The 25,050-nt window shown below is 35.9% G+C and carries 19 protein-coding genes and 1 pseudogene; 14 read left to right on the top strand and 6 right to left on the bottom strand.

Going from position 1 to position 25,050, the window contains the following annotated elements:
* Positions 1-13 precede the first annotated feature (13 nt).
* Positions 14-676, bottom strand: a complete 663-nt coding sequence (locus tag ACBP55_RS33365) for a class I SAM-dependent methyltransferase (protein ID WP_464647847.1) — start codon at positions 674-676, stop codon at positions 14-16.
* A 391-nt stretch (positions 677-1,067) separates the two neighbouring features.
* The gene (locus ACBP55_RS33360; protein ID WP_464647845.1) at positions 1,068-5,303 is read right to left on the bottom strand and encodes a GGDEF domain-containing protein; all 4,236 of its coding nucleotides are present in this window, start codon (positions 5,301-5,303) and stop codon (positions 1,068-1,070) included.
* A gap of 272 nt (positions 5,304-5,575) precedes the next feature.
* On the opposite strand from ACBP55_RS33360, the gene ACBP55_RS33355 reads away from it, so the two are divergent.
* On the top strand, positions 5,576-5,881 hold the full coding sequence (locus tag ACBP55_RS33355; RefSeq protein WP_464647844.1) for a hypothetical protein: 306 nt from the start codon (positions 5,576-5,578) through the stop codon (positions 5,879-5,881).
* A 179-nt stretch (positions 5,882-6,060) separates the two neighbouring features.
* Positions 6,061-6,819, top strand: coding sequence for a C1 family peptidase (locus ACBP55_RS33350; RefSeq protein ID WP_464647842.1), 759 nt, complete (start codon positions 6,061-6,063; stop codon positions 6,817-6,819).
* Positions 6,820-6,875: 56 nt separating this feature from the next.
* Here the strand turns inward: ACBP55_RS33350 and ACBP55_RS33345 are convergent, their stop codons facing one another.
* The 4 genes from ACBP55_RS33345 to ACBP55_RS33330 all read right to left on the bottom strand — a co-directional run bounded on the left by ACBP55_RS33345 (position 6,876) and on the right by ACBP55_RS33330 (position 11,456).
* Positions 6,876-8,357, bottom strand: coding sequence for an O-antigen ligase family protein (locus ACBP55_RS33345; protein WP_464653516.1), 1,482 nt, complete (start codon positions 8,355-8,357; stop codon positions 6,876-6,878).
* Positions 8,335-9,396, bottom strand: coding sequence for a hypothetical protein (locus ACBP55_RS33340; RefSeq protein WP_464647840.1), 1,062 nt, complete (start codon positions 9,394-9,396; stop codon positions 8,335-8,337). Before ACBP55_RS33340 ends, ACBP55_RS33345 begins: the two co-directional genes overlap by 23 nt.
* A gap of 128 nt (positions 9,397-9,524) precedes the next feature.
* Positions 9,525-10,127 (bottom strand): adenylyl-sulfate kinase, encoded by a 603-nt coding sequence (gene cysC / locus ACBP55_RS33335; RefSeq protein ID WP_464647838.1) that lies wholly within the window; start codon positions 10,125-10,127, stop codon positions 9,525-9,527.
* A gap of 30 nt (positions 10,128-10,157) precedes the next feature.
* Positions 10,158-11,456, bottom strand: coding sequence for a sulfotransferase family protein (locus tag ACBP55_RS33330; RefSeq protein ID WP_464647836.1), 1,299 nt, complete (start codon positions 11,454-11,456; stop codon positions 10,158-10,160).
* 199 nt (positions 11,457-11,655) lie between these two features.
* Between ACBP55_RS33330 and ACBP55_RS33325 the strand changes: the two genes are divergently transcribed.
* The 12 genes and pseudogenes from ACBP55_RS33325 to ACBP55_RS33270 all read left to right on the top strand — a co-directional run bounded on the left by ACBP55_RS33325 (position 11,656) and on the right by ACBP55_RS33270 (position 25,043).
* Positions 11,656-12,459 (top strand): ABC transporter permease, encoded by an 804-nt coding sequence (locus ACBP55_RS33325; protein WP_464647834.1) that lies wholly within the window; start codon positions 11,656-11,658, stop codon positions 12,457-12,459.
* A 12-nt stretch (positions 12,460-12,471) separates the two neighbouring features.
* A complete protein-coding gene (locus tag ACBP55_RS33320) occupies positions 12,472-13,743 on the top strand; it encodes an ABC transporter ATP-binding protein (protein ID WP_464647833.1) in 1,272 nt (423 codons plus the stop codon).
* A 12-nt stretch (positions 13,744-13,755) separates the two neighbouring features.
* A complete protein-coding gene (locus ACBP55_RS33315; protein WP_464647831.1) occupies positions 13,756-17,010 on the top strand; it encodes a glycosyltransferase in 3,255 nt (1,084 codons plus the stop codon).
* A 10-nt stretch (positions 17,011-17,020) separates the two neighbouring features.
* Positions 17,021-17,857 carry a mannose-1-phosphate guanylyltransferase gene (locus ACBP55_RS33310; RefSeq protein WP_464647830.1) on the top strand — a complete coding sequence of 279 codons (837 nt, stop codon included), beginning with the start codon at positions 17,021-17,023 and terminating at the stop codon, positions 17,855-17,857.
* Positions 17,850-17,960, top strand: a pseudogene (locus ACBP55_RS33305) (mannose-1-phosphate guanylyltransferase); the annotation flags it as partial. The gene ACBP55_RS33310 and the pseudogene ACBP55_RS33305, both read left to right, overlap by 8 nt.
* Before the next feature lie 126 nt (positions 17,961-18,086).
* Positions 18,087-18,371 carry a phosphomannose isomerase type II C-terminal cupin domain gene (locus tag ACBP55_RS33300; RefSeq protein ID WP_464647828.1) on the top strand — a complete coding sequence of 95 codons (285 nt, stop codon included), beginning with the start codon at positions 18,087-18,089 and terminating at the stop codon, positions 18,369-18,371.
* A 47-nt stretch (positions 18,372-18,418) separates the two neighbouring features.
* Positions 18,419-20,497, top strand: coding sequence for a YfhO family protein (locus tag ACBP55_RS33295; protein WP_464647826.1), 2,079 nt, complete (start codon positions 18,419-18,421; stop codon positions 20,495-20,497).
* Between the two features lie 13 nt (positions 20,498-20,510).
* Positions 20,511-21,857 (top strand): hypothetical protein, encoded by a 1,347-nt coding sequence (locus tag ACBP55_RS33290; RefSeq protein ID WP_464647824.1) that lies wholly within the window; start codon positions 20,511-20,513, stop codon positions 21,855-21,857.
* 31 nt (positions 21,858-21,888) lie between these two features.
* The gene (locus ACBP55_RS33285) at positions 21,889-22,287 is read left to right on the top strand and encodes a sugar 3,4-ketoisomerase (protein ID WP_464647823.1); all 399 of its coding nucleotides are present in this window, start codon (positions 21,889-21,891) and stop codon (positions 22,285-22,287) included.
* Positions 22,288-22,316: 29 nt separating this feature from the next.
* Positions 22,317-23,408, top strand: a complete 1,092-nt coding sequence (locus tag ACBP55_RS33280) for a DegT/DnrJ/EryC1/StrS family aminotransferase (RefSeq protein ID WP_464647821.1) — start codon at positions 22,317-22,319, stop codon at positions 23,406-23,408.
* On the top strand, positions 23,398-24,330 hold the full coding sequence (locus ACBP55_RS33275; protein WP_464647820.1) for a glycosyltransferase family 2 protein: 933 nt from the start codon (positions 23,398-23,400) through the stop codon (positions 24,328-24,330). Before ACBP55_RS33280 ends, ACBP55_RS33275 begins: the two co-directional genes overlap by 11 nt.
* A gap of 23 nt (positions 24,331-24,353) precedes the next feature.
* Positions 24,354-25,043, top strand: a complete 690-nt coding sequence (locus ACBP55_RS33270; RefSeq protein ID WP_464647819.1) for an acyltransferase — start codon at positions 24,354-24,356, stop codon at positions 25,041-25,043.
* Positions 25,044-25,050 lie beyond the last annotated feature (7 nt).

Raw genomic sequence — 25,050 nt, 5'->3', positions numbered from 1 at the left:
GTAAAGGAACTTGCTATTTATAAAGATAGACAAATAAACTAATACCTTCTTTTTTGATCTTGTAGTTCTTAAAAGGGGTTTCTTTTAAAAGAGATTCAAAATCTTCTTTCGTGTAAGCACCTTGTTTTAGGAAAGTTTTGAATGCAAACTTCACAAAATGCTTGTCAAATCCTTTCATTCCTGTCTGTCTAATCTCATTGTTAATATCTTCAGATGTTGCCTCGTAATTCATGTCGACGATTAGGGAGGTTCCGCCCTCTTTCAGCACTCGATACATTTCACTAAGCGCCTTTACGGGGTCCTTAAAGTTCTTGAATGCAGCACTGCAAATAATAGAATCAAAAAAGCTATCTTCGCATGGTAGATGGGATGCGTTACCCTCTTTAAAATCAACTGAAACATTTGCTTCTTTTGCATTATCTTTTTCAATTTTCACAAAGTCTGGGCTAATCTCAACTCCTGTAACGTTAAACCCTTTCTTGGCGAGTTCAATCGACAAATAACCCGGGCCTGGAGCAACTTCCAAAATATTTGCACGTTTGCCGACAAAAGTTGCAACTTCATTCGCATAGGTTTGCATTTGAGTCATTCGACTTTTGCGAGAATTCTTATCATACCACTTTGCAGTTAAGCCATAAATGCCGACATCCTTGGTTTTACGCATGTTTTTCATCATAAACATATCTCCTTTAAAATTAGCTCGATTTCTTCAGCATCTTATTGATTTCATTATATAGGATCGATCGGCGCGTCTGAACCATCCGGCGGATGACATACAGCTCCGTCTTCAGACGGAGTCGTCGAGCAAATCACAGATCTTTTCGTCGGCGCTCCATGATGACTTTATAGAAGCACGATCTTATTAACATAAAAAAAAGCCCTTATGGGCTTATTGTGAAGGTTGTGGTCTGGATCGTTTCAAGTAACTTATTGTCGGTTTCGATATTCTCAACATGGTGTGCATCTAAGGTTTGTTGGATTCGGTCGATCTTCAAATCCATCACTTCTAATTTAGTTAGTATCTGTTTTAACAGTTGTTCCATAGCATTCACCTCAATAAGCAAATATCAAATCTCCCAAGCCGCAACAACCTTGTTCTTCCCCGTCTGCTTCGCAGTAATCTCCGCCGTATCAGCCTGTTCAATTAATTCCTCTATCGAAGTTGGACTGCAGAGCTCTAGGGAAGATACGCCCACACTGACAGTGATTTGGTAAGGGCGTCCGAAGGCAAATTCTCTCTCAATTTCGCCTCGCAGCTGATGGGCAATCTTGAGGGCTTCCTTCCCATCCGTTTTAGGTAAAATGAGAATAAGCTCCTCGCCGCCATATCGTCCAGCGATATCGCTCTTTCTTAAATGAAACCGGAATATATCTGCGATTTCACGTAAAACTCGGTCCCCTTCCGGATGTCCAAACTCATTGACCTTGCGGAAATTATCTACATCGATCATGATCACGGATAAGTCGAGGTTATAGCGTCTAGAGAGATCGAAATCTTCTCTCAGCTTTTCCATGAAATAACCGCGTAAATAAAAGCCGGTCAGGTTATCAATCACCATCTCTCTATGCAAGAGAACGTTGATAATATGCGGTTTGATGAAAGAAAGAAAATGCTCCATATGCTGCAGCTTTGTTTTGGTCATCCCATCTACATAAACCTGGAGCGTAATAGCTTGATCCCCTCGTTGAAAGAGAGTGAAAGTGTGAGCCCAGCTATCTTCACTTCGGGTTTGATAGGCAACCAATTCATCGTGGTCTCTTAGACCGGAAGCTGTCACGAAAACCTTTTGTTTATAATGCAGCAATGTGTAGGTGATGGCGAGCTGAATGACTGGAAAGTAGTCAAAAAGTGCCTTGGTCAACCTCTGCATGGTTGTCATTAGATCTAAAGTTTCAGTAACCTGCTCACTGAGCTCGATGATGATTTGTAAATCCAAGGACAGAAGCAGCCATTGCTCTCGGTCGGCAATCATTTTTCGAACAAAATCATCCTGCATAATCGCAGGTGATGCCGGGGCAAAGGTGGGCCGAATAACCCGTTCCATGCAATCGGTTAAGTAGGGGAGCCAAGTTTCCTTTTGAATAATTTGATAACCATTTAACGCTCGTCGCAAATAGAGCATCGCATTTTGAACATCGCCCTCATAGATGGACCTCTCCGCCGAAAGTCTAAAATAATCTGGCCAAAAGATGTCAAAAGAGCATCGTTTGAGATAAGCTTCAAAGTTTTCAAACCAAATCCCCATATTCTCCGAGCGAAGCTCTAAGAGAAGCGTAAGCAATTCTCGGTAAGCCCAACCAGCATACATCCCTGAGTTATTTTTCGAAATAAATTGTTCAAAAAGCTTGCAGGCTAGCTCCAAATTTCCTTCTCTAGTTTGAAACAGTGCGTCCAAGAAGAACGATGTGTTCTCAAATTTCAAAAAGCCCGGGACGATGATAGGTTGATTTTGACGGAAAGCGACATAACCTTGAAAAACGGATAATAAAGCCATACTCGACTCTGTGATTTGCTGCTCGAAAAGGAGGGCTTCCAATTCTTGAAACAGTTCCCACTGGTCCCATTCAAGTGCATATAACAACTGATTCGTTAAATATGTCTCGGCCAAATCCTTGCGCCGCAATTCGTCAACCTGCAGAACACGTTCTTTGTGATAGTAGTAGCTGGCCAAATCTCCTTGATTTAAAGAGAACTCCATGGCATTCAGATGGCCTACTTGTTCCTTCGTCGTGTAGCCAGAGCGCTTGGCACCTTCAATCCCGCGATATACATATGTATTGATCAGTTTATTGTTGCTCTGATAGGAATATAAGTCATAAAGACGGAGCATGAGGTCCGTATGAGGTGATGTTTGCAGAAGCGGTTCTAACTTAGCTGCAATGGATAAAGCCCACTCCTCGGTTTCAGGAAAATGAATCAGCATATTAATCGTATAATAGTTCGTAATCTCCGCAAAATGGCGAAGTGAAAGCAAATTTCTCTTTGGATAGACGACCTCGGTATAGAAGACATGAAGCTTACGCACCTCATCATCCTGTAGAGGGAAACAGAGATTGCTGGTATTGAGTAGAAAAGCAGCCCGTACCCGGTCTTCTAATGCCTGACTTTCATCGAAAATAAAGGGGAACAGCTGCTCCCGTAAAATATAAACATCCAAATCATTTTGGATGATGCGGATATACATCCACTCGAAACGATCGGTGATTTGGCCTGTTCGTTCATATACAGCTAGAGCCAATTGTTCGGAAAGAGCAAATTGGTTAAGCAGAAGATACATTCTACTTAGCAGCCTGTCTAGGAAAATGAGATAAGGCCGTTCTAATTTTTCATATAAATATTTGATGCGTTCTAATAATTCAACCTTTTGTCCATAAGAGAGAAGGGAACGGATCTGTTTATAATATTTTAATAGCAAATAATATTCTACCTTAAACTCACTCGCTTGGCTGGACAGTGAAATGAGTTGAGGTAAACCAACTGGACGGAATTGATGCTGGTAAATCAGTGCTGTTTGGTGGTAAGACATTTGTTGAACGGCTGGCAGCTGCTGCAAGACCAATTCGGTAATTTCAGTTGAGATAAATAAACTATCATTGTGACTGACATGAACAAGGCCAAGCTCTGCCAGCTTCGTAACCGAAGACAGGATGTTTCCTAAATCCGCTTCATTAGCCTTAAACAGGGAAAACACACTTATTGGCATTGGCAAACAGCATAAAAGCCGTAGCAGCTCCAGTTCCTCATTGTTCAAAAGGGAGATTCGCTTAGAAAACAAGGGAAGAGATTGGAGCTTTGCATAATCAAGATGAAATGTTGTTGTTTTGTGCCAGCCCTTGTTAGTGAGATGAATACTTCCAGATTGAATGAGCTCCTGCAGAATAATGCGGCAGTGACTAAAGTTGATCTTGTGCTCATAAAACCAATTTTTCAATTCGGATAGTAACGTGGAATCAGCTCGTCCCAATTGTGAAGACAACAGTTGTTCATAAATCGCCTGGTCCGCATGATGAATTTCAAGTGTTTGAAAGGATAAGCTAGTGAATTGTGAAGGTGTCTGGCTGCCGCTGAAAATAACATGCAAGCCGGTCATTTCATGACCATGTTCTCTCCAGAAGTTAAGGAAAATGAGCTGGGAATCTTCATCGAAGTGTTCGCTGTTTTCAAAAATGTAAAAAATATTTTGAACAGGGAACATCGGGATAATGGAACAAAAAAATTGATACAACCACTCCGTTAGCAAATAAAGGATATCGTCGCCTTCATAGTGCTTTTTGAGAAGCTGGTCAAATTTACGAGAAAGATTCCGCAGCATGGTGATTGATTCTGGAAATAAGCCAAAGCCAAGATGTAAGGTTCTGGAGACCACTTCACGCAAAGTTGAATAAGGAAGCCCTTGGGAGACAATTTTGAAGAAATAGCCTCTTTCTAACATCTCATTGATATGCTGCGTATAAACATCAAATCGAATAGCCTCATCCGCACAAACGAGCCCCAATAAACGATTCTCATTTGACTGTAAAAAATAACGAAAAAGCTTTTGATGCTCTTGTGTAATTGGTGCGGCGGCAGGGTGCAGCCAGTTGGGGCTGCTATGGGAAATAAGCGGTTGTATCTGCTCAGGCAGTTGAAAGGCTGCTCGAATGATATCGGCAATTTCATCAGCAAATAAAATAGTTTCTGGCTCAATACGCAGACGTTCTGATAATTGCAGCAGGTTATTAGGCATGGAGTTGGAGCCATATATCGTATGAATCAGTAGATGGATAGCTTCAAAATCAGCAGCTCGGGAAAGCAGAAATCGCCGTGCATAACGTGGAAATGAAGGGAATGAAAAGTCCGTCAATAAATGATTAATAAATTCGATAGCAGAAGGGAATGGCTGGACATCGATAATAATGCCTAACGTTTGCGGATTGAAAAAAAGCTGCTCTGGCAGCAAAAAGCCCATATAAAACTGCTCTTCGTGCAAAATGGAAATTGCTCTACAAATGGAGATTAGCAATTTACCTTTGGATTCATCACTTAATGCAGCTTTTTCTATATGCGAAAACGGCAAATAGCCTTCTGGTAATGGAGAAAGCTGAACGACAAGATTGCCCTCGACAAAATTCCAATCCAGCGGCTGACGGAAATAATCGCCTTTAGCGGATTTGGCCCAAGAGAGCAAACGATTCTCGATTTGTTTTTCGTGGAAATAATTCCAAAGCTTATGATGAAGATGCATCTCAGAATAATCAGGGGCATGAGAGTATGTTAAATGCCGAAAGTCGGAATTCGTGTTTTGAGTTGTATGATTCATCATACTCCCTCCTCCTTCTAAGGTATGGGAATTCAGACACTGGGGATGGGATGATACCATCAAGTATATACCATTGTTCAATTGTAACAAATATATGAAGCGAAAGGGAGAGGTATCATGGTGCGGATAGCCTGCCATTTTCGAGCCTGCTTGGACTTTTAACCTGCTTGGCCCATAAAACCAAGCCTAATTTTTGGCTTTATGGGCATTGGTACATTCCTTGGACTAGGGATAAACGTATACTAACACAAACCTATAGAGGAGTTGACCCATCCATGGAACACAAACATCACCATCACCATTTCAGCCCGATTAGCCAACCTAGCCAACTCAGTCCGCTTAGCCAACCTGGCCCAGCCAAACCATTTCAATGTCCACCTGCTGACCCAATCATGACAGATCCAGAAAGAGTTGTAAGAGACTTCTACCACCCACAAAGAGTTCAAGTTATTCATCCTATTCAAATCGTTAACCGCCACCACTGCGTTCCAGTCTATGAACATGTTTATACTTGTTCTGAGGTAGATGAATATTGCGGTACTCATCCGCATCCGCATCAAGGCATGCTGCGCGAGAAATAGATAAGAAACCCTCGGAAAGAATCATTGATTCTTTTTGGGGGTTGTTTTGTGTGTACTCAGAACAGTAGAAATGAACAATGCATGGGGGGCTGGGCTTCTATTAGTCTAGTGAAACAGACCGTATACATATTTTAGTATAAATTGTATAATTATGTATCATATTGAAAGGGTGTGTGGTTATGTCGAATCGTGTGTTTCCATTAAAGCGGGAAAAGCGTGATTTACGCGATTATCATTTTATGAGTACGGCGTTTAAGTCCCCGAGCGAGCTGCCCAAGAAAGTCGACTTGCGCTCAAACATGTCCCCCATTGTCGATCAAGGCGCACTCGGAAGCTGTACGGCCAACGCCATAGCTAGCGGGCTTCGAGAGTATTTACTCGTAAGCAGTCAGGAGAAGTGGACAGCCCTTTCTCGGCTTTTCTTGTATTGGCACGAACGCAAGCTCGAAGGCCATGTGGATGAAGATTCAGGGGCCTATATCCGAGATGGGATGAAAGTGCTCCAGAAGATTGGCGTTTGTCCAGAAGAGGATTATCCGTATAACATTGGGGATTTCAGAGATACGCCCGATTCCAAAGCAGAAATGGATGCAGCTAATTATAAAATCGGCGACTACCATCGGATCACCGACTTATATGCCCTCAAGGCAGCACTGGCTGAGCAATCACCCGTTGTTATCGGCATGATGTTATACGAGAGCTTCCAATCTCCTGAAGCAGCCCAAACGGGCAAAATTCCGGTTCCGAAGAAGAAGCTTGAACGTGTTCTGGGCGGACATGCCATGTTGGCAGTCGGGTATGTGGATCGAGGCCAGTCAGGTTATGTCATCGTGCGCAATAGCTGGGGCGCGGACTGGGGAGATCATGGGTACTGCTATATTCCTTATAAAATGTTTCAGGATCCGGACAGTGTGATGGATATGTGGACGGGGCGGTAAAGGAAAAGGAAAAGGAAAATAGAAAAAAGGCACCACATCACTGTGGCGCCTTTTTTCTATTTCAACTGAAAATTAGTAGCTATGATTGCATCAATATTCTGTTTCTCCGCTGGATCCTTGGCAATAAGCTTATTTAACAAATCATTGTCCGCAGTTCCTTGCTTCTTAAGAGAAGCCAGATACCATCTGGCGACGACGCGGTTCGTCTGATCATCGAATTTATCAGTCACATACGGTTTAATCGTATTAGCTGCCCCCGCATAGTCACCACGCATGTAGTGAACTTGACCTACATTGAGCGCCATACTAGGCGTCACAGCGAACTCGCGTCCTTGTGCTTGTTCTTTAGGCAGATTCTTCAGGGAATCTATGCGAGCCAGAACTTCATTGTATGTGGTAAGTACATTGTCGAGCTTTTTATTCGTATCTTGTATATTATTCTTTTGAATGTCTTGGTTTGCGAGTTCGATATTTAAAGACATGCTTTTTTCATAGAGATCAATATACCAAGGATAGTTAGGAATTTGAGCGGTGGACCAGTCTAACGCTTTTTGAGTTTCGCCTTTAATCAGAAGCATATTGAGCTGCTGCATGGCGACCATCCGGTTATGCGGTTCCTTTTTCAACAATTGATTGAGAAGATCTTGTGCTTGATTGAAGAAAGTTTCTGCTTTCTTCGGGTCTTCCTTCTGCATCTGATTAGAAACTTGAAGTAGAATCCCGATTCTGCTGACCTGTCCTGTTAATAAATAGTCTGGATGAGCAGGATGCAAAGAAATCGCTTTGTCCAGCGGAGTTACAATTTGATTGTAATCTTGACTCTTTTTGATAACTTCAAGTGTTTGCTTATAAGAACTATTCGCCGAGACTAGTTGAGCTGAGATATAGAACATTACGATCGACAAGACTGCTAGGAGTGCCGGGAACATTTTGTGGAGCGCAAGTGAATCAGACTTTAATCGTATCGGAGCCGATGTACTGTTACTCAGCATCCCACCTAATGCAAGGAACAAGATAGCACCTAAGTACACATAACTCAAATCGAAGTCAATCATACTGTGTGCTAAGAGTGAAACTGTTACGATGAAAAATAGGAAGTGTAGATCTCTTTTTTCCTGTGAGCTTTTGATGTAGCTTCGTATATAAAACACCATAACAGCAAGTACGAAACCGATAAAGGCAAGGAATCCTAGCGCTCCAGCCTCAACCAAGTATTGAAGGGCGAAGTTATGAGCCTGACGACTTGTGTACGGGTTATTTTGATACTTCTCATATAAAGAAGCCCAAGCGCCACCGCCTGCTCCAATGATCGGATAGTCCGACCAGAGCTTCACAGCATCTTTGTAAAAAGTACCGCGCTCTAGAACGCTGTGTTGTTGGAAGTTGATATTCTCAAGACGTATTTTGACATTGTTAGGAAGGATATTTTTCAAACCTGTATCTCCGAAAAGAAGAACAGCTCCTATAACACCGACGATAATAGCAGCTATAGGGAGGATGAAAGCAGCATTCTTCTTAGCTGAGAATCGAGCTGTCACTCGCTCCAACCAAGGAGACTCCGAAGCGTTGAATAACGACTGCAAGTGCAGTGAAAACTATCGATGTAAGAAGTAAAATCCACCAGCCGTGCCAGGATTCAGCTGCACTAGGCTGTTTTTGTAATCCAATCCCGATATCTGTTACTTTCTGTAGAATGACCAATGACGCAGCGAAAGCTAGTCCAAATTGTATGAGTGCTAGAATCTGTCTACTAATTGAGAAGAAGAAAAGCATAATTAAGAAAACAACGGGAATAACTACAATCGCTCCGCGGGAGAGAGTTAACCAGAACGAAACAATGATGGGTATTAACATAATTGCATTAAGTAGAACTATGTACCATTTACTAGACTTAACAATGAAGAACAATGAACTAAGGGATAACGTGATTAAGAAGGCAGCATACGTATTCGCATATTGGAAAACTGAGGTTAAACGTAAACCGTTGGAGTCAGTCATGATCGCATCGCGGTACAAATAAGGTGTACTTGCATCCATGAGTGCGAACCATCCGACTAGGTGCCCAGCGAAGTTTCCGTTACCTAACCAGTACAAAAGTCCGAAGATTACTACGAAGTAACCGGAGATCAACAATAAAGCGGCAACAATCGACGTGCCTAGCTTGTTTTTTGTCAGAAATACACCTAAAATGAAGAAGGTTGCATACAGCATTTGTATATAGATCATATTTGTTGCCAAATAATGTGATGCCGAATTTGAAAGAGAGATCACGTAAGTCAGGGGCATCAGCAAGACTAGAATGGTCAATACATCTTTTTGTTCCTTAAGCTTGAATACAAAGAATGCAAGGATTGCAATGAGCAGTAATATGATGGAGGACCACACGGAAGCCGAGTAGATTGTTCTCTCAAAATCGTAAGTCCCACCATTGAACAACGCCCGTTGAAACGGCGCCCAGAACATAAACAAGCCCGTAAACACAGCCAAAATCCAAAAAATAACAGAGCTTTTCTCTGTCGTTATCGTTCCATTCGCTTTTGCACGCGAAGCCGCGTAGGCATTCTTACTTGCACTCATGACAAAACAGTCTCCTTCTTCGCTAAAGTTCGACTTTATTTTAGCATACTGGAAGAGGGTTTCCAATATAAGTGATTATTAATAAAAAAAAGCCTCTCTCTTTACAAAAAGGAAGAGGCTTTTCGTCTTTACAAAAACTCACGGTTCCTTAGAAAGCTAACCAATTGCAGAACAGAAGCCTCGACAGATTGCTTTTCTGTTTCAATTACTAACTCCGGGGATTCCGAAACCTCATAGGGTGCCGATACACCTGTAAATTCTTTGAGCTGCTGCGAACGGGCCATTTTATATAAACCTTTGGGGTCGCGTCGCTCACATTCATCGACGGAACATTTAACATAAACTTCTATGAATTCCCCTTCAGAGAACATTTTGCGAACTGTTTTCCTATCCTCCATATAAGGAGAAATGAATGCAGTTATAGTGATTAAGCCAGCATCTACAAAAAGTTTCGCTACTTCTCCTATACGCCGAATATTTTCTTTTCTTTCATCTGGAGAGAATCCTAGATCCTTATTCAACCCATGCCTAACATTATCACCATCTAATACATAGGAACGGATTTCTTGCCTATACAAAAACTTGTCCAATTCATTCGCTAATGTAGACTTACCTGAAGCAGACAAGCCAGTTAGCCAGATGACACAGCTTTTATGTTTGTTTAATGTTCTTCGGTCATTTATTGATACTTTAGGTTGATGCCAAAAAACCTGGGACATTATTTTACTCATGCTCATGCTCCTGTTGGGAAAGTTATACTATCAAACTGAATATACAGTCAAATTTACTTCATTTGATAGTTCACCGGTTTTAGTGTCAATAAGATGCAAGTTATAATTACCATGATAAGTGGTTAGTTCTCTTGGGACAATTGCAGTTACAAGTTTTCCTTCGTTTTGGACAGATGAACTTAAAATATTACCATTTAAAGAAATCCTAGTTGATTCTGTGGCATTTTCGGCAGCAACCCAGATTGCGTTCTCACCGTTTTCTTGTAAGTTAAATGATTGATTGGCTATGATCTCTTTTGGGCCATAGTCCTTTAACACAAGTGGTTTGAATTTTTGTAATTCTCTTTCCAATTGTGCAATCCGTTTATCCTTTTGATCATTTTCAATTTGAAGGTTGGATGCCCATTGGCTCAGTTTATCGATTTCATTAGGACTTTGTGATTTTGCATAATTATTGAATTTTGAGCGAATGTATCTGTAATTAGATAATGAAGGTGACGTATGTTTTTTTTGATCAATTAACAAACTTGAATAGAAATCTAATGCTTCTTTTTTTGCAATAGGAAATTGACTTGAATTTTTAGAATCATCATCTTGTGAATATGTAGAACTGTTGATTTTAGTGCCTAAAGGAAGAAGACAATTACTATCAAATGATTCCCCTACAAATTCTAAGCATTTAGATATTGTTTCATGTGGGTTACTAATGAAATCCTCAAAATAAATTCTGAGAACCTTTTCTGAACCCAAGGCTCTTTCTGCAAATACACAATCTTGAGTTAGCCGTAGCCATGTAGTGTATGCTTCTACTTCAGGATAATCTCTAACCCCTACTGTTGAAAAGTGCATCAAAGATCTTGCAACATTCTCTGGATTTCTAAGTATATGAATGAATTTAGCCTTTGGGTACATTTTAATTAATCCATAAACATAATGAGAGTTCTCAGGTGTCCCATCAATCCATCGTTTTTTTGGGTCACTTACTGATCGCTGTATACTATATTTGTCATTGCCTAGCGAATATATTTTAGTTAATTTCTTTCCATTCTCTATTAAATTGATTTTGTGGGCTTTAATGAATTTATCAATGTGAAGCCCAAAAGATTCATAGAATTTGTTTTTAGTAATTCCAATTGCACCTAAATGAGAGTGGTGATTATTGGTAGTTCCTAATGAATACAAATCTTCAATATTAACACTTAATCGACTTATCCAATTAGTCTCTTCCAAAGGAAGAATATTGCTGTGTTGACCTAAGCACCAAGTTAATACACTAGTTCCGGACCTATAGGAACCAATAATAAATATAGGCTGAGCATCATGAGGCATATGTAATTATTTCCCCTTTAAATTAAGTATATTTTATTTTACAAATTAATTATGAGGAAAGTATGTCGAAAGATTAAATTGATTTCCACATATTTCACAAAATGTTAGAGAGGTAGTATTTAAGTCCTTGATTTGATAAGATATTTCTGAACATCTTAATTATTAATGAGATTAACTTATTTAAAGGAGTTTGCAAATAGTGAAAAAGTCATGGTTTAAATTGTTTCGAGAACTCACCGTAAATCAACGACTTATTTGGGTTCTTGCTAAAAACGACTTTAAAAAGAAGAACTTAGGATCCTATTTAGGGATTACCTGGGCGTTTATACAACCTACAATTAACATTTTGATTTTATGGTTTGTTTTCCAAGTTGGATTTAAATCCACACCCGTTGACGACTTCCCCTTTATACTTTGGCTTTCAACAGCAATGATACCTTGGAATTATTTCGCTGAAAGTTTGCAAACAAGTGTTCATTCTATCACAGAGAGTAGCTATTTGGTTAAAAAAGTAGTATTTCGTGTTAGCATTTTACCCATTGTTAAAATTTACTCGGCATTATTTGTACATATTTTCTTTTTGGTGTTTCTCTTTATTATGTTTTTATTGTATGGCTATGGGCCGACGATTTACCTTTTACAAATACCATATTATTTAGGTGGTATGATTCTTCTACTTATTGGTCTCTCGTGGATAACTTCTTCACTTACTGTCTTTCTTAAAGATATTGGACAAATTATTTCAATGGTTGTCCAATTTGGGTTTTGGTTAACACCGATTTTTTATTCCTTAAAGATCATTCCAGAGAAATATGTGTTTATTTATAAGTTGAATCCAATGTATTACATCATTGAAGGGTATAGAGAAACCTTCATTTACCATAAGTGGTTCTGGCAGCATGAGTTTCAAACTATTAATTTTTGGACGATCACGGTTGTCCTTTTAATTATAGGGAAGATTCTGTTCAAGAAACTAAGACCTCATTTTGCAGATGTTTTATAAGGAGAATAAGAAATGAAGAATGATTTAGCCATTCAAGCAAATAACTTAAGTAAAATATATAAACTTTACGATAAACCATCGGACAGACTTCTTGAGTCTTTAAATCCTTTTGGCAAAAGATACCACAGAGAATTTCATGCAATTAATAATATTTCTTTTGAAGTCAGAAAAGGGGAAACATTAGGAATTATTGGGAAGAACGGCTCTGGTAAATCAACTTTACTAAAAATGATAACAGGTGTATTAAATCCAACTTCAGGTAAGATTGATGTAAATGGGAAAATATCAGCATTATTAGAACTTGGTGCTGGTTTTAATCCAGAATTAACTGGTCTTGAGAACATTTATATGAATGGTACAATTATGGGCTATACTAAAGATGAAATGGATCAGAAGTTAGATGATATCTTGTCCTTTGCAGATATTGGTGAATTTATTTATCAGCCTGTCAAAGTTTACTCAAGCGGAATGTTTGTAAGATTAGCTTTTTCCGTAGCAATTAATATAGATCCTGAAATACTAATTATTGATGAAGCCTTGAGTGTCGGGGATATGAGATTTCAACAGAAATGTTTTCGTAAAATAGATGAATTCAAAGATACAAAGACGATATTGTTTGTATCTCATGATTTATCAGTCGTTAATAAATATTGTAATAGAGCGATTTGGATTAATGAGGGGGTATTGCTTGACGAGGGTAACCCAAAGGAATTATCTAAAAAGTACCAAGCTTATATGATGGGTTCGAATTTAAACAAAACATCAAGAGATCAAGAAAACGAACAGTTAGATGACAGTATTCAACAAATAGATGCCATCAATGAAAGTTTGGATGTTTTAGGCGATAATGATGCTAGGATTGCTGGGATATCTTTATTCGATGTGAAATCTGGTAAGAAGATCTCAATAGTTGAGCCAGGTCAACCCGTAAAAATGTCCATTAAAATTAAAGCAAATACTTCAATAAAGGATCCTATCATTGGGTTTTCTTTAAAAGACAGAATAGGCAATGTTATTACGCAATCAAACAGCTTTGTACTTGAAGAATCTATTCAGGAAATGAAAAAGGATAATTATTACGGATTTTGTTTTGAATTTCAATTTCCGCCATTAAATATCGGGCAATATTCAATTTCTCCAGCCATAGCTTCAGGTTCTCAGGAAGTACATACGCAACATAGCTGGGTTCATGATGCATTAATTGTTCAGGTATTACCTGTACAAAAGTATCAATTGAGTGGATTTTTCGTTATGGATAATGTGAAATTTTATTCTTTAGAATAAGGCGGGGAATACATGGAATTTACTGGTGAACGATTTGTGCCACATCTAACAGAAATGCAAATAAAAGTGGAGCATCTTCAAAGATATTTATCGATTACAGAATTAGTTAAAGGGAAAATAGTTATTGATGCTGCTTGTGGTGAAGGGTATGGATCGTCCATTCTTTCCGATACAGCAAAAAAGGTTATAGGGATAGATATAAGTGATGAAACGATAAAACATGCCAATACAGTATATTCAAAAGAAAACCTATCTTTCCTAACAGCATCTATAGAAAACTTGCCAGTAGAAGATCATTCGATAGATTTAATTGTTTCTTTTGAGACTATTGAACATGTAGATGAGACATTGCAGAATGCATTCCTAAGTGAAGTGAAAAGAGTACTTAAACATGAAGGCATATTAATAATCTCAACCCCTAATAAGCATATTTATTCTGACCTGCGTAATTATCAAAATCCTTTTCACATTAAGGAATTTTATAAAAACGAGTTCAACGAATTTCTCGGCAGATATTTCAAAGAAGTTGAAATCTTTCATCAAAAGAACGAAGTGGCATCGGTCATAACCCGTTTTTCAGATGAAGAAGACATCCGGCAACTGAAACTAGAGCAAGATAACCCCGATACAGAGGGTACATACTTTATTGCCATATGTAGCGATGAGCATATTAAACGCCTAAAATGTGGTTCATCCATTCTTTTTGCTGACAAATATAGTGAGATGTTGAATAGAATACTGTCTCTTCAAGATGAGGTAGATGATAAAAATAAACATATTAAATATTTAGATGCCAATATTGGAGAGCTTTCAGCTGAGATACATAGGCTAAAGAATGTAATAAAAGATTTACAAGGAAAAACGATGGATCTTCAAGGGGAAGTGAACGATTCCCAAAATGAAAATCGTCAGTTAAAGCAGAATATAGAAAAAAGAATGATGGAGATAGGAGATCATAATCAAGAAATTCAAAACAAGGACCAGGAACTTAAAAACAAAGACGGTCATATAAACCTATTATTAGAGAGTGATAGAACCCTAAATAATATATATCATTCTAGCGGGTGGAAACTTCTTACTAAGTATTATCGTCTCAGAGACATGGTGATACCTAAGAGTAGTAAAAGAAGATTAGCCATTAAACTAGTTTCTAAATCAATAAAAGAACCACGTAAGATGTTAAGAAGTTTGAATAAATCTAATTTGAAGAAATTACGATATTACATGAGTACTGAGGACTTGGGGAATATAGAAAGTCGTATTGATCATTACATGGATCGACATAAGAAAGTTAACCAATTTGAAATTAAACTGGTTGATTCGAATCAAATTAAAGAGAAAATAGTATTTCCCAATTATGAAAAGCCATTGGTTTCTATTATTATTCCTGTATACAATCAATGGGATTATACTTATTCATGTTTAAAATCAATCTCGATGAACACTGATAATATTGCGTATGAAGTTATTATCGCGGACGATATGTCGAATGACGAAACGATCCATATATCAAATTATATTGAAAATATCCGTGTCGTTCGAGATGGAGTCAACAGAGGTTTTTTGCTGAATTGCAACAACGCGGCGAAACAAGCAAAAGGGAAGTATATATTCTTTTTGAATAATGACACTAATGTTCAAGTAGACTGGTTGAAATATTTGGTGGATTTAGTCGAAAACAATAGTAAAATAGGTATGGTTGGATCCAAATTGGTTTATCCAGATGGCAGACTTCAAGAAGCCGGGGGTATCATTTGGAATGATGCAAGCGGATGGAACTACGGCAGATTGGATGACCCGAGTAAACCTGAATATAACTATGTAAAAGAAGTGGATTATATTTCTGGTGCTGCTATCATGATCCGTACTGATTTGTGGAATGCGATAGGTGGGTTTGATGAGCTTTATGTTCCCGCTTACTATGAGGATTCTGATTTAGCTTTTGAAGTGCGTAAACATGGTTACAAGGTAGTTCTTCAGCCTAAATCCGTTGTTGTTCATTTTGAAGGGGTTTCGCACGGAACTGATACAGGTTCAGGAATTAAGAGTTATCAAATAAAGAACAAAGAAACCTTTTTAAATAAATGGTCTGAAGTATTAAATAAAGAAAATTATGCAAATGGACAGCAAGTCTTCAATGCTAGGGATAGAAGTTTTTCAAAAAAAACCATCCTTGTTATTGATCATTATGTTCCACACTATGATAAAGATGCTGGCGGAAGATGTACTTATCAATATTTGCAATTATTTGTTGAATTAGGCTATCGAGTAATTTTTATCGGAGATAATTTCTTCAAACATGAGCCATATACCTCTAACTTGGAGCAAATAGGAATAGAAGTCTTATATGGTAACTGGTACAACAGCCACATTAAAGATTGGATAAAACAGAACGGTAAATATATCGATTATATCTACTTGAACAGACCACATATATCAATCAAATATATTGATTTACTTAAGCAATATTCAAAAGCTAAGGTTGTTTATTTTGGACATGACCTTCATTATATAAGAGAAGCAAGGAATTACGAAGTAAATAAAAATCCAGAACTATTGAAGTCGTCTGAAAATTGGAAGAAAATCGAATTCGAATTGTTTAATAAAGCAGATATCATACATGTAGTTGGCTCTTATGAACAAGAAATAATACAATTCGAATTACCTAATAAGCCAGTGCGAAATATACCCCTTTATATGTATGAAGAATCCGATTACTTAGAAAAAATAGCAGCATTCAGTAATCGAAAAGACATACTTTTTGTGGGTGGATTCAATCATAAGCCAAATTATGATGCAGTTTGCTGGTTTATTAAAGAAATATTCCCTCTGATTATAGAAAAGTCGCAAGAAATTAAATTTTATATTATTGGTTCAAATCCACCGGATGAACTTAAGGCGATGGAGTCAACTAATATTATAGTAACAGGCTTCGTTACAGATGATGAATTAGCTGAATATTACAGTCGTTGCAGATTGGTTGTTGTTCCTTTAAGATTCGGCGCGGGGGTTAAGGGCAAAGTTGTTGAATCATTATTTAATCAAGTACCCATAGTAACCACTCCTATAGGAGCTGAGGGATTAGAAAATATAGGAGATGTTGTATCTATATGTGATACTCCTGAAGAATTTGCAGCCAAAGTATGTCATATATATCACGATGAACATTTGTGGCAATCGCAGTCATCTAGTTCGAGGACATATATTCAACAGTATTTTTCAAAGGAAGCGGCTAAGAAGGTTATTAGCTTAGACATCAGGCCATAGGAGAATTAATATGATAAATATCATTTTATGTGGGGGAAATGGTACAAGACTTTGGCCGTTATCTAGATCTAAATCCCCCAAACAATTTTCTAAATTTATGGATCAGCAATCATTATTTCAAAAAACCGTTCAAAGAAATCAAAATATATGTAATCAATTGATGATTGTGTCGAATGAAGAACAATATTTTATGGCTTTGGATCAACTTCATCAAATAGATGTTGAAGATAGCCTTTTTCTTTTAGAGCCTGTTGGAAGGAATACTGCACCTGCAATTGCATTAGCATGTTTACACTTAAATAAAGATGACATCGTTCTGGTTACGCCGTCTGATCATTTTGTGAAAAATGTTACTAAATACGAAGCACTAATGGAAGAGGCTCAAATGTTTGCGCGCGATGGGTACCTCGTAACATTCGGCATAAAACCAACTTATCCTGAAACAGGATTTGGTTATATTGAGTCATCAGGTAATGATGTGATTTCATTTAAGGAAAAGCCAGATGCTGATACTGCTATGTCTTACATGGAACGAGGGAATTTTTATTGGAATAGCGGAATGTTTATTTTCAAAGCAGGTGTTTTTCTAGAACAACTATTACAATATTCTCCCGATATTTTTATGAATTCAAAGAATGCGTATGACAATGCTTCTAAAAACAATTTCATTAGAATTAAAATTGAGGATATGATGGCTATCCCTGCTATCAGCATAGATTACTCTTTAATGGAAAAGAGTGATAGGGTGAAGGTTATTCATGCAGATATTGATTGGTCCGATTTAGGGGAACTTCGAAGCACTACACAGGGAACTACCAAGAAACGAATATGGAAATACAATATCTGACAATAGTGTTAATATCGACTCTAAGAATAACCTAATACTTACAAGTGACAGATTAGTCACTACAATAGATGTAGAGGATTTAATTATTATAGACACATCAGACGCACTGTTAGTCTCTAAACAGGGATCCTCACAGAAGGTAAAAGAGATTGTTGGTAAATTACAATTGATAAGGCCCGAGCTAACAGTAACCCATTCAACTGTGTACAAAACATGGGGTCATTATACAGTGCTTGAAGTGTCACAAAGGTATAAAATAAAAAGAGTTGTGGTCAAAGCTGGACAAAAGCTAGCTTTACAAAAACACTTTCATCGTAATGAACATTGGATAGTAGTTAATGGAACTGCACAAGTGACGATTGATGGAGATGTAAAAATAATTAGAACAAATGAATCAACTTACATCCCAATGGGAGTAGAACACAGACTTGAAAACCCAGGGAAAATTGATCTCATTTTAATTGAAGTTCAATCGGGCGATTATTTGGATGAGGATGATACTTTGAGTCTATAAATTCAATATATTGTTCTCTCAAAAATTATTTGTATGGAGTTGAATAAATGCGTAGTGTGTTGCTGAAGTACTATAATAAAGATAGTAACTATTTCCATATTTCTTTAATGATATTTATCATTGCATGTATCTATATTTCAGTATTAACATGTAAATTATGGCTTAAATGGGATATGTATGGAGGGACGTTTCCCATATCAGTTTCACTTTCGAATGCACTGAAACATGGGGAATTGCCTTTATGGGAGCCGTTTCAATATAGAGGAGTTCCGATGGGTAACTTACTTGGTTTTCCTACTTGGTCTCCATTTACGATTGTATTTGGTTTAATAGGATACAATCTGGTCTTACTTCAATTTCAATATATGTTTTTGATTTTTTTCGCAGCAATATTCACATACTTAAGCATTGATAATCATGTTTCTAATAAGTGGCTTTGTTGTATCGGTGGAATAGCTTATGCAACTAGTGGATTATTTGTTTCAAACGCGGAGCATTTAACATTTATTTCAGCAGCTGCAATATTTCCATTGTTGTATTTTTCATACACAAAGTGGATAAAATCATTAAGTTTTAATTGGGCTATAGTAATAGGGGTTTCTTTAGCATTATTAATATTAAATAACTACCCACCATTTATTATGCTAAGTGTTTTATTTATATTTATTGATTTTCTATTTGCTATCCCATCCCTCCTTGCAAGATATAAATTTAAACAACTACTCATTTTGGTATTACGTGATATTCTGGTTGTAGTAGCTACTAGTGGGTTATTTGGTTTAGTAGGTATCATTTCTATCTTGCAAGTTATTAATGAAATTACAAGAGAAAAATTAACTTATGAAGTGGCTACTTCTTCATCATTAACATATTGGAATTGGTTCAGTTCTCTATCACCAGTAATACCTCAAATAAAAAGTAAGCTTATTCAAAATGTAGATATATCTATGAATAACACTTATGTAGCACTTCCAATTATTATATTAGCATTTAGTATTCTCCCAAGACGAATTAAGGAGATTGGACTTTGGTTTCAGATTATATTTTCATTTTTAATTTGCCTCGGTAAAAATACTATATTATTTAAAATTTTATATCTGGTTTTACCTGGTATTAGTGCATCTAGATTTCCAACAGGATTTAGATATTTTTTCTTTTTTTACTTAATTATTCTTGTTTCATTAAACACAGAATTAATTTTCAATAATATTAAGTTACTAAAAAAAATGAGGAAAATATTTTGGATATTTGTATATGTATTAGGTACCATCTCCCTATTCTTAATAATTCAAAGATTGTTCGAGATTCCAAGTATAGACATGCCCAAAAAAATTATTTCAGAATTTGTGCTTAGTACAATAATACTAACCGCATTTACAAGTTCAATAATTTTTCTTTATAAGAAAAATGTTCTTTATATCTCACTATTAATTTTGGTGATATGTTTTTCTTCTTTAGCAGTTTTGAGAAATGGGAAATTTACTATTGGTGCACCCCAAAAACCAGAAGATTATAACGAACTTATTAAAAATATTTATAAATCTGAGGTATCTTATGTACCGAATGAGTACGTAAAACCTAAACCAGTAGCATTAGCAGATACAGTTTTTACTAGAAGATTTCAAACTGGAGGTTATGTTGGTAACTTCTACTTAAAGAACTTTGAATCTGCTTTAAGGAATAAACTTTTACCAAATGAAGGTGATCCAGCTATATGGGCTATAACTAATTCAGATATATTAGAGGATGAATCTAATCATAAAATTACTATTAAGGAAAGAGCTGCTAAAAAAATACTTAATACGCAATTGCTTGTTAAAAGTAATGATATATCTGTAACTTTAAATGCAAATGAATCTTCATTTGTTATATTAGAACAATCCAATTTTTCAGGGTGGAAGGTTCTGGTTGATAATCAACCTTCTCAACTCTATTCAACCAATTCAGGAGTTATGGGAGTAAAGGTTAATAAAGGTCAACACCATATTACATTTATATTTAAACCAATAAGTACTATAGTTTCAGCATATATTACATTTAGCTTTTGGATCATTTTATTGATTTATTTTTTAATAACGTTAATAAGAAAAAGGAATCAAAGATTAATATTAGTTGACAGCATTTAAATGAGGTGAGTATTTGAATTGGAAGTTGTTTTCCTTTGTTAATAGACTAATAGTAATAATTATTCTAATAATTTCATTTAGTTTATTTGTTCATTATCTGAGAATTAATATTAATTCTAACTTTTATGATGAAAATTCCTATATTAATTTAAGCTCACAAATAACAAACAAAGGATTGTACAATTTTAATGAACCATTAAGGACATATTTTTTATCACTTTTAATTTCTCTATGTAGATTATTTACAGATGGAAATATTAAAACTATAAAAATTCTATTTAGTGTATTGCAATTTACAATATATTTATTCACTATTCTCTTAATGGCTAATAAATTTTATCAAATTACTAATAAAAAAATCTATTGGAATTTAATATTTATTATAGGAATGTTAAATGTATATTTATTAAATGTATCAACACTTTTTTTAACAGATTTACTCTCTACTTGTTTACTTACTATTTCAATAGTATTGATTCTTACTACTGATTTACATAAAACAAAGAATTTTATAATAGCAATTACTCCGATTCTTCTATCAATAGTAACAAGACCATCTGCACTAATTTTTTTATTACTAGTATCGATTATTATTTTAATCAAAATAAGGCATAACCTCTTTGTTTTGTTGAGAAATGTTTTAATTACAATAATGCTTTCATTAGTAATATTTTCACCACAAATTTATAATAATTTCAAAGAATTTAACGAATTTAATCCATTAATACACGAACAACTTTACGAGAAACAAAGTATATGGTCAGCACATTACCTTAAATATGGAACAGTAGTTATTCCTAATGAAACTCCTCAGTTATATTATAACTCGCCATTTAAAACTGCAGAAAATACCAATATATATGAATTAATGTTTGAAAATCCGCTTAATGGATTAGTACTTGTGGTTTCTCACATTTTTGGCGTGATTGATTGGGGTTATATAGAATCATATATAAATGATTTTTATCCAAAGGGTAGGATTGTAGGTTCTATATACTTATATACTTTCTGGTATTTAGTAATATTAGGGGTATATGATCTCTTAAAAAGGAACTTTTATTCATCGGAATCTAAAAAATTTATTTATGGTTCATTGTTATTTCTTGTATCTTTTTATTTAATTTTCATCTCGACCACTGTAGTTGAATCTAGATTCGGTTTCCCAATATTTATGCTATTACTTCCGTTGTCAACTATTGGTATGGAATTTTTAATAAAAAAATTTGGTGTCAGAAAAAATTATTTTAAACCAACTCTTATAGTAGCTTCTTATGTATTATTTCTAATTATTATGTTTAATTTATCTTTTATTATGGATATGCAAACTAATAGGATTTTCTGGTATAGACATTTGTTTTAAATGAAAAATAAAATAATAGGGGAAATAATTCATGATGGAAAGCAAAATAATAAATATTGATCAATTTGGGGATGAAAGAGGATTACTTGCGGTGATTGAGAGTAATACGACAATTCCATTCGAGATAAAAAGAACTTTTTATATTTACAATACAGAACCAAATGTTAGGAGGGGATTTCATGCTCATTATAAAACAAGACAAGCATTAGTAAGTGTTAATGGAAACTGTAAAATTCATCTAGATAACACTCTTAGGGAAAATGAAATAGTGCTTGATGCTCCTAACAAAATTTTACTCTTAGAACCTAACGACTGGCACGAAATGTACGATTTTTCCCCAGATTGTGTTCTATTGGTGCTAGCCTCCCATTATTACGACCCAGAAGATTATATTAGGGATTATAGCAAATTCATTGAAGTTTATGGATAATAAATAATCAATAGAGGGGTAGTTAAAAAGTGATACCATTTTTAGATCTGAAGCAAATTAACATTCGCCATGAAAAAGAAATAAAAGAAAGTATAAATAGGTGCTTACATTCAGGATGGTATATTCTTGGATCTGAAGTGGAATCCTTTGAACAAGAATTCGCTAGTTATTGTGGAACAAAATATTGTATAGGTGTAGCTAATGCATTAGATGCGCTAAAGTTAATTCTAAGAGCATATAATATTGGTGAGGGAGATGAAGTTATAGTCCCATCAAACACTTATATTGCTTCCATGCTCTCAATATCAGCTAATAAGGCAACACCAATTTTAGTTGAACCCAATATTGATTCATTTAATATAGATCCGAAATTGATTCAAGAAAAAATAACTTCTAGAACTAAAGCGATTATGGTTGTTCACTTGTACGGTCAAACATGTAATATGGCACCAATCATTGAAATTGCTAAAAGAAATGATTTGAAAATAATAGAAGATTGTGCTCAAGCTCATGGAGCAATGTATGAGGGTGGGAGAGTTGGGAATTTAGGAGATGCAGGTGCATTCAGCTTTTACCCTGGAAAAAATCTCGGAGCTTTAGGAGATGGAGGGGCTGTAACTACAAATGATAAAGAACTTTATATAAATCTTAAGGCTCTGAGGAATTATGGATCACATAAGAAATATGAAAATATAGTTAAGGGCGTGAATAGTAGATTGGATGAACTCCATGCAGCTATTCTCAGGGCCAAATTACCCTTCTTAGATGATGATAATAATATTAGAAGAAATATAGCTAATCTCTATCTTAAACGTATTAATAATAGCAAAGTCATACTGCCAGCAGTTGAACAGGAAGATGAATTAACACACGTCTGGCATGTCTTTGTAATTAGATCAGAAGTAAGAGATGAATTGCAGCAATACTTGAAAGAGCGAGGGGTCCAAACACTAATACATTATCCCATCCCACCACACAAACAAGAGGCCTATTTGGAATGGAATAAACATACTTATCCTATCTCAGAGAGAATCCATAGAGAAGTTCTAAGTTTACCTATTAGTCCTGTAATGACCTTAGCTCAAGCTGAATATGTAGCGGAGGTTATTAATGAGTTCTAAAAAAAAGTTTTCTATAGTGATTCCGATTTACTTTAATGAATTGAATATACCTCATACTGTACCGCGGCTAAAAAAATTACAGGAGATTTTACCTGAGTTTGAATTAGAGTTTATCTTTGTAGATGATGGGTCTAAAGATAATTCATTATCTCTTCTGCTAAAAGAGAAAGAAGAAGATTCAAGAATTAAAGTGGTTAGGCTAAGTAAAAACTTTGGATCAATGTCTGCTGTTCAGGCTGGATTACACTATGTTACTGGGGATTGTATCGGAATTATTTCTGCTGATTTACAGGATCCTCCCGAGCTTTTTGCAGAAATGATAAGCAAGTGGGAAAGTGGAAGTAAAGTTGTCATGGCTACTAGATCGGATAGAGAAGAATCATTCTCTCAAAAATTGTTTTCTAATAGTTATTACTATTTAATGAATAGATTTGCGATCAAGGATTATCCCAATGGTGGGTTTGATTTCGTTCTTATAGATAGACAAGTTGTTGATGAATTAAATACAATGAATGAGAAAAATACGAATATCATGAGTTTAATTTTTTGGGTTGGACATAAACAAGAGACCGTACCGTATATTAGACAGCAACGTCAATATGGAAAGTCACGATGGACTCTTAGTAAGAAAATAAAATTATTCATTGATTCATTTGTTAGTTTTTCATATGCACCCATTAGATTTATGTCTTTAATCGGGTTTATCACTGCGGTTCTAAGTTTCTTATATGGTGTTGTTGTTATAATTAGTGCTATATTAGGAACTGCAACACTACAGGGCTGGACAACAATAATTGGATTAATAACTTTTTTATTAGGCTTAATAATGGTTATGCTTGGTATTATTGGTGAGTACTTATGGAGAATTCTAGATGAAACAAGAAGAAGACCAAGTTATATTGTCGATGAATATTATGAATAATCCATATCAAGGAGATACTTAATATGATTTATGAAACTGCAAGAATTTATAGTGATAATATCGGATCTAATGTAGAAATTCGTGACTACGCTATTATATATAAGGATGCAACTGTGGGTAATAATGTAATAATTGGAGAGCATTCTGTTATTGGTAGAAGTGCAACACCAACTTCAGTTGTAAAAAAAGAATTTTCAAAGAAGAGACAAACGTATATTTCCGATGACGTTTCAATCTGCAGTAATGTTATCATTTATGAAGATGTTGAAATAGGTAGGGACTCTTTAGTTGGAGATAACTCTTCTATAATGCCGAATGTTCGCTTAGGTGAAAGCGTCTTAGTAAGTAGATGCGTGACTATTAATACGGATGTAGAAATTGGGAATAATACTCGAATTATGGATAATACCCATATTACAGGGCGAGTTAGAATTGGAAGTCATGTCTTTATTAGTGTCGGTGTGACAATGGCAAATGATAATTTATTTGGTAAGAAGGGCTACAACGATGATGTGTATGGTGCCATTATTGAGGATTATGTTTCAATAGGAGTAGGAGCAGTCATTTTACCTGGTGTTAAAATTGGTAAAGGTAGTATTGTTGCTGCGGGAAGTGTAGTAAAAAAAGATGTGCCTGAGAATGTTATCGTTGCAGGTAATCCAGCGAAAGTAGTTTCAAAAGTTCCATCTTCTTTAACCAGGCGAATAGATTAGGAGGGAC

The organism is Paenibacillus sp. WG02 (assembly GCF_055396115.1).
Note: the sequence above shows the minus strand (reverse complement) of the source record. Positions and strands in the feature narration are given on the sequence as shown.